The 7,698-nt window shown below is 50.3% G+C and carries 6 protein-coding genes; 3 read left to right on the top strand and 3 right to left on the bottom strand.

Annotation, left to right across the window (positions count from 1 at the left end):
* Positions 1-822: tryptophan synthase subunit alpha (trpA, locus tag QM529_07065; protein MDI9314413.1), on the top strand; the 822-nt coding region annotated here is incomplete at its 5' end.
* Positions 823-919: 97 nt separating this feature from the next.
* Positions 920-1,762, top strand: coding sequence for an acetyl-CoA carboxylase carboxyltransferase subunit beta (locus QM529_07060; GenBank protein MDI9314412.1), 843 nt, complete (start codon positions 920-922; stop codon positions 1,760-1,762).
* Here the strand turns inward: QM529_07060 and QM529_07055 are convergent.
* From QM529_07055 to pal, 3 genes are all read right to left on the bottom strand, one after another.
* Positions 1,743-4,586: a hypothetical protein gene (locus QM529_07055; protein MDI9314411.1), complete on the bottom strand. Its 2,844-nt coding sequence runs from the start codon at positions 4,584-4,586 to the stop codon at positions 1,743-1,745. The genes QM529_07060 and QM529_07055 overlap by 20 nt on opposite strands.
* 36 nt (positions 4,587-4,622) lie before the next feature.
* Entirely contained in the window at positions 4,623-6,065 is a 1,443-nt protein-coding gene (gene tilS, locus QM529_07050) for a tRNA lysidine(34) synthetase TilS (GenBank protein MDI9314410.1), read from the bottom strand.
* 95 nt (positions 6,066-6,160) lie between these two features.
* A complete protein-coding gene (pal, locus tag QM529_07045; GenBank protein ID MDI9314409.1) occupies positions 6,161-6,766 on the bottom strand; it encodes a peptidoglycan-associated lipoprotein Pal in 606 nt (201 codons plus the stop codon).
* 417 nt (positions 6,767-7,183) lie between these two features.
* Here pal and QM529_07040 point away from each other — a divergent pair, with 417 nt between their 5' ends.
* Complete coding sequence (locus QM529_07040; GenBank protein ID MDI9314408.1) at positions 7,184-7,456, top strand: HU family DNA-binding protein; 273 nt, start codon at positions 7,184-7,186, stop codon at positions 7,454-7,456.
* The last annotated feature ends 242 nt before the right edge of the window (positions 7,457-7,698 follow it).

Here is a 7,698-nt window from a genome sequence, read left to right as displayed (position 1 = left end):
ATGACCCGCATCGCCGACACCTTTGCCGATAAAAAAACAAAATTTGTTGCCTTCATCACCGCCGGCGACCCGGACGCGGCCACCGCGACCGATATTTTATGCCGCCTGCCCGATTACGGCGCGGATATTATCGAACTCGGCATGCCATTTTCTGACCCAGTGGCCGATGGCTTGGCGATTCAGGAATCATATCAACGGGCGTTGCGCAACCACCACAAAATGGAACATACCTTCGCCATGGTAAAAAAATTTCGTGCCGCAAATAACCGCACGCCAATTATTTTGATGGGTTATTTTAACCCGATATTGCATTATGGCGTCGAGCAATTTTTGGCAACCTGCGCCGACCATGGGGTTGATGGCTTGATTATCGTTGATTTGCCGCCGGAGGAAGACGCCGAGGTTCGCACCCCCGCCAAACAACATGGCATCGCGCTGATTCGCCTCCTTTCCCCCACCAGCGACGCGGCGCGTATAAAAAAAATCGCCGACCATGCCGAGGGGTTTTTATATTATGTGTCGGTGCTGGGCATCACCGGCAGTCGACAAATCGACGTCGCATCGGTCAAGCAAAAAATCGCCGAGATAAAAACCCACACCAGCCTGCCGGTGGTGGTGGGATTCGGCATCACGAACAGCACCGAAGCCGAGGCCTTAAAAAATAACGTCGATGGCATCGTGGTTGGCTCGGCCATTGTGCGCGAAATTGCCCAAGCAATCGGCAATAATAACGATAAAAAAAACCTCACCGCAGGTGATAAAAAAACCATTGCCGACATGGCCTTAAATAGGGTAAAAGAAATATCGCGTGGCTTGCGCTAACCAAAAAATCCTAACAACAAACCAAAAACTGACGGGGGGGACAAGGTTGGTTTTTTTATAACAAAGAAAACATAACACCACGAGGGCTTCCCATCACATGAGTTGGCTAAATAAAAAACGCAAAACATTATCGGCCGGTGACAAAAAAACCAACGGCAACGTACCCGACAATTTGTGGCAGAAAGACCCGATTTCTGGCCAAATGGTGCATCACGACGAATTAAAAGATAATTTTTTTGTTTTCCCCTCCGGCGCGCATATGCGCATTGGCCCGAAAGAACGTTTCAGCCAATTGTTCGACAATGGTCAATATAAAATCCTGCCGCACCCACGGGTGACCGAGGATCCGCTCAATTTCACCGACTTGAAAAGTTATAAAGACCGTCTGACCGCCGCCCGCACCGGCGAAAGCCCCGACGCGTTGGTATCGGCCAGCGGCACCATCGGCGGGAAAAAATCGGTGGTCGCCTGCTTCGATTTTTATTTCATGGCCGGCACCATGGGCCAGGCGGTGGGCGAGGCATTTTATGAGGCCAGCCTGGCCGCCATTAAGGACAAGGCCGCCTTCATCACCGTGACATCATCGGGCGGCGCAAGGATGCAGGAGGGGGTGTTGTCGCTGATGCAATTGCCGCGCACCATCATCGGCATTCAAAAAGTGCGCGAGGCCAAATTGCCCTACATCGTTATCTTGGCCGACCCAACCACCGGCGGGGTAACGGCGTCGCTCGCCATGTTGGGCGATGTGCATATTGCCGAGCAAGGCGCGGTCATCGGTTTTGCCGGGCGGCGCGTTATCGAACAAACCACCCGCGCCACCCTGCCCAAGGATTTTCAAACCGCCGAGTTTTTAGAAAAACACGGGGTTATCGACATGGTGGTGGTGCGGCAACAATTGACGTCAACCTTGGGGAAGGTTCTCAATTTTTTGATGAAGTAATATCTTGCATCAATAATTCCACCGCCCCCGCCCAATCATTGTCGGTTGGTTGGCGATAAATTGTCATGTTGTTTTCATACCACCAGCATTTGTTGCCCGCACTGCCCCAGCGCCAATCACAATTTTTATGAAGCAGTAACTTGGTGTTAAGACCGAGCGCACCGGCCAGATGCGCCGGCGCGGTGTCGATGGTGATGACCATGTCCATCGCCGATAGCCATGCGGCGGTATCCAAAAAATTATTAATCATCGGCGACAGGTCAACCAATAACCCCTGCAGGCCGAGGCTTCTTATTTTATCCGTGCCATCGCGTTGCAACGAAAAAAAATCGACGTCGGGCATTTTAAATAATGGTAGCAGATGCTCCAACTTCATCGATTTCGTTTCGTGGTCTTTGCCAATCAAGCTGGAAAACCAATTGATGCCAATTTTTTTTCGTTTTTGCGGTATGGTTTTTTTGAAGGCCGCCGGCAATTGGAAATAGGGATTGGCGCTGGCGGTGCGCAATGTTTTTTCGTCGCTGTCCAAAAAATACGGCAGGGAACATATCAACAGCCAATGGTCGAAGCTCGGGGTTTCGCGCTCCCACAATATTACTTTCACGTTATCTTTTTCCAGCACCTGCTTGAACAATGGGTAAAGCGGTTCGTAGGATTCGACCACCACCGCCTGGCATCGCCTGGCCAATTGCGGCACGAACCGCGCAAATTGAATAATATCGCCATAGCCCTGCTCCATCGCCACCAAGATTGTTTTGTTTTTTATATCCTCCTGTTTTTGTAATTTTTTTTCTGGGATGTGATGCGGCAAATATTTTAACGCGTCATATTGCACAATACCGCCGTGGCGGTATTCGTAATATTGCCAGGCTTTTTTATAATCACCCTGGCGCAAATAACCAAACATCGCCTGTTTTTGCCATTGGATGTCCTGTTGTTTTTTTAACGCCGCGTCGCCATCAAGAATTTTTTGCGCATTGGCAAGGTGCTTCATCGCCGGCGCAACCCGCCACGTATTTTGCAACAATTGGCATTGACTCAATTCGGCCTCGACCAATTCGGCGGGTGTTTGGTCAGGGGTTTTTTCATGAAGGCGCAACAATTGTTCGTTGGTTGAAATGGCGCGGTCAAATTCATAAACCGCGCGCCAGGCATTGCGCGCGTTAAGCAACATCAGCTTTCGCATCGCCGGCGTTATTGTTTTGTCGGCCAAAGCTTTTTTCATGTAAATGGCGGCCGGCCAATAGTTTTTTGCATTCATGGTGTTTTTGCTTTGCGTCAACATATCGGGCGGTGAAAATTGCGGCGTGGTTGCCACGCGCGGCAATGTTTTTTCGACGTGAATAAAATCATCCGCCGTTGCATTTTTTTGTGCGACAATTTGTTGCAGACAGGACGCCACCCGCAACACCGGCGTTTGCCATTGCGCGGCGGTGGTTTGGCGAAATAATGTCATGCAGTTTGGATACCAATTGGCCTTGACATGGCGGTGCCATTTCCAACTGGTTTCAAACGGCAATATCACCCACACCGGCCGGTTCAACGCGCCGGCCAAATGCGCCGCCACCGTGTCAACCGTGATGATGACATCCATTTTTTCCATCAGCATCGCCGTGTCGGCCAGGTCCTTAATCATTGGCGCGGTGTCGATAATTTTATCGGCGAAGCCGGTCGCCGCTATCTCGTTTTTTATTTTATTGCTGTCGCTGTCATATTGAAAACTAAAAAATTGGCAATTTTCCACGGCGATGATTGCCGCCATGTCGGCAACGTTCATCGACCGATTGGCCTTGTCCAACCCCTTGACGCCGCTTTGCCACACCAAACCAATCTTGTATTTTTTATCACTGGCGGGCAAGGCAACCTCACCCGGCGGCGGTTGCAGGTAAGGCAAAATATTCGGCACGTTATCTTGATTGATGCCCAAATGATAGGGCAGGCTCATCACCTTGGTCCATGCGTCGAACAGCCTCGGTTGATTGGTGAAAAGGACAATCTCGATATTTGCCACGCCGGCGATTAACGGGCTGTTCAACAGCAGGCGATGCAGTTCCTGATAACATTCGACGATTATTTTTTTGGCGCGCTTTGCTATCAGTGGTAAAAACCGCGCCATCATCACCATGTCGCCCAACCCCTGTTCCATCGTAATCAGCAATGTTTTATCTTGCATGGCTTCGCCGTGCCAAATTTTTTCTGGCCGATGGTGCGGCATGGCGTTGAAATATTGGGCGTCAACCGCGTCGTGGCGGTATTCGTAATGTTCAAAACCTTTTGCGTAATCGCCGTGGTGCAGGTAGCAAAAGGCCTCGCGCTTTTTTAAATCGGCTTCATCGCCACCATATTGTTTAAAAAATTCGCGCGCCAATTTTACCGCCGCCAGGCTGTTTTCGTAATCACCAAGGATATGATAATTAAGTGCCAGGCTGGTGAATAATTGGCAAAGCATGTTGCGCGGGTAATCGGCGCAACTGGCCAACCATTCCAACGATTCTGTCGCCGCCGCAAACCGACCAAGGTTTTTCAACGCGGTGGCGCGGTAAAATTGTTTGCCAAAATCGCGCGGCCGCAGAACCAATAGTTTTTCCACCGTGGCCAGGGCGGCCTCATGATTTTCCAAATTAAAATGCGCCAATGCCAAATGGTCAAGCCATTGAAAATCTTGCCCTGCCAATTCGACCGGCCGCTGGGCCAAAAAATAATCGCACCGCGCCACCACCGCCGACCAATTTTTTTGATTTTCCAGCGGCGTCAAATCGGCCAGTTGCGGCAGGGCGATTGGCCTGTATGGCGGCGGCACCGCGCCCATCATATTCGAAGCCATATCCTGTGCCATGTTTTATTATTGCGCGCCTAATTTTTAAATATGTAATGGCGAGAAGGTAACTGCCGCTTCCTGGCCTGCGGTGCGATACAAGCGAAAAGTCGGCAGGCAGTAATCGGCCTCATCTTGCCAAAATAATGTTGGTTGCTGGGCATAAAAATAACGGCTGGTTTTTTCGTTTAAATAATCATCGGCCGAACAGCCGACAAAATTATTGCCCCATTCGCCGCGTAAAAAATTCTTACCACGACCCAAGCCCGCCACGTGACAATCGGTTTCGCCATGGTTTTCAATTTTGTAAAGTTTATTCCAAATAATTTTTTCTTGCGGCTTGATAAGCGTGCTGTGGCCGGGCGATTTTTTTATCACCAGGATTTTTTTATCATCGCTGATAACCCAGTAAGCTGGATAATCAAATATCACTTGCTGGGCGGCCGTGGCGGCGATAATTTTTTCCACCTGGTCTTGCGGCGGCGGAAAATCGGCCGCGGTATTATCGCTGTGTTGCACGCCGGTTTGCGACGCGCCCGATTCCTGCCACTGCTTCATCACCACGCGCAACCAATGATGCAATAAAAATGGTTCGACCGGTTGCGCGTCCGTCTTGCCATAAAACCGGCGGAGCACCACCATGCCGGAATCTTGCGACATTATCGTGGATTTTTTTTCCCGCGCCGACACAGCAATAAAATCACTCGCCAGCCGCAGGTAACGTGCAGTGGCGGCAATGTCGGCCGGCGTGGCGATGGCTTCCGTTGCCAACCGCGTCAGCATTTTCCGCGTGCGGGCGCGCAAAAACCTATCATCGTCATTGCTGGGGTCATCAAAAAAAGTAATTTTTTCCTGCTGTAAATATCTTTTTAAATCGGCGCGCGGCACCGCCAACAATGGCCGCAAAAAATAAATCGGCTGGTTTTCTTGGGCTAAATTTTCGCCACCCGGCAAGCCATCGCCATCGCCACCGACAATATCGCGCATCGCCGCCAAGCCATGAATGCCGGCGCGGCGCGACAGGCGCATCAACAAATTTTCCGCAACGTCGTTTTCTTGGTGGCCGAGCATAACCACCCGCGCGCCAACTTCCCGCGCCACCGAGGCCAGGGCGTCATAACGCGCCCGCCGTGCGCGATGATGCAGGTTTTTTTTATCAGCAAAAGGTGCCAGTTTTTCTACCCGCAATCGCACATCGTAACGCGCCGTCATTTTTTGCAACCTTGCCGCCTCGCCATCGGCCGCCGCGCGCAGGCCGTGGTTGATATGCACCGCCACCAAATCCTTGCCCTGCGCCCCGCACCATTTTTTTAACAACATGGTCAGTGCCCACGAATCCCCGCCACCCGACAGGGCAACCAACAATGTTTTTTCCGCCGCCAGCAACCCCGCCATGTCGGGCGCGGCCAATCGCTGGCAAAATTCTTGCCACAAATCGTCGCCCACCGAGGTGTCCGTTTTGCGTTTTTCTACAGATTTTTTTTTCATTGCTTTAAGGTTGCCACTTTAACCCAAAGTCCTATAACGCACAAGTAGCCACCTTGGTCATGCTTGCGACCACCAGCCCCAGCAACATCATCAATTTATTGTAATTTTAGAGCAACGAAACGGCGATTCTTCGACCATGCCTGCTCGTTCGAACGCGGGTCGTCTGGTCTTTCCTTGCCATAGGAAATGGTTTTTATCCGGTTTGGCGCGACGCCCATGGCGACAATAAGCCTTTTCGCCGCATTGGCACGGCGCGCGCCCAACGCCAAATTATATTCGCGGGTGCCGCGTTCGTCGGCGTGGCCCTCGATGGTTAATTTTGCATCGGTGTTATCTATCAGCCATTGACCAAATTGTTGCACCACGGCCTGGGCTTCGTCATCCAGCGTACTGCTGTCATAGGCGAAATACCCCTTGCTTTGGTCGGGTGCGCCGGGAATATTTTCATTATCATTATCACTGCCGATATCGGCGGCCACCCTTGTGTTGGCACTGCCATTATCGTTCGCCTGTTGCGCGGCATCGCTGGCCTGGACCCCGCCGGCCGGGTTGGCTTTAAGGACGCTTAACACCTGGCCGGTTTGCGCCTTATCACCGCTGGCGTTTAATACCTGGCGCTTGGCGCATGATGTCAACAACGGCAAACCAGCCACCAACAACACCAATCGCGCAATATGTAAAAATAAGTAACGTTTTTTCATTTTTTTCTTCATTTCCCTATAACCTATCCTGCATTCCAAAACAACGCGGCTGGTGTTTTATTCATAGCGGATGACCTATTACCACCGGACTATGTATGGTAAGCCCCAGCCTTAGGCTTGCCTTCCCTGTTAGTTCTAGCAATATCTATACCAAATGCCCAGCGGAAGGGCAAGTTTCTTTGGTATTATCTGCGCAATACTATGATTTATCTGGCAAAAAGGTGGCAATACCAGTCAAAAGCCACAAATGCCATTTTTGTTAGCATTTTCGGCGTTTTTTGTTTGACCTTCGCCCGCGAATCAACGAATAGATTGACTAAATTATTTCTTGGCCAATATGGCGCGGGCGATAACGCCCACCAATCGACCTTGGGGTATGATACCATTGATAAATTATCTTATGAAAGGATAACAAACATGAATAAAAATGAAATGATAGAAGCCATTGCCGGAAAAACCAGCAGTGATAAAGCAACCGCCGACCGCGCATTGAACGCGGTGTTGGATTGCATCAGCGAAGCATTAAAACGCGGGGAAGAGGTCAAATTGGCCGGTTTTGGCAATTTTGATATCAAGCAAACCAAAGCGCGCGAGGGGCGCAACCCCGCCACCGGTGCCACGATTTCTATCCCGGCGGCAAAAAAACCACGCTTCAAACCCAGCAAGCAATTAAAAGAGATGGTGAAATAATATAAACGGAAGCGGGGGCAATTTTTATAAAAAAGGCGGTTGGGTTTTCCAGCCGCCTTTTTACAATATAAATTATCAAAAAATCGCCCTGCGATTTGTTGATGACCGGTATTTTTTTATGTTGTTTGCTTTGGCGAAGCCAAAGCAAATTTCAGGCGGGGGCTGCCTCACTTGCTACTATACAATTTAAATTATCAAAAAATCGCCCTGCGATTTGTTGATGACCGGTATTTTTTTATGTT

Origin of the sequence: Hydrotalea sp., from assembly GCA_030054115.1 — a bacterium.
Classification (GTDB): domain Bacteria; phylum Pseudomonadota; class Alphaproteobacteria; order JASGCL01; family JASGCL01; genus JASGCL01.
Note: the sequence above shows the minus strand (reverse complement) of the source record. Positions and strands in the feature narration are given on the sequence as shown.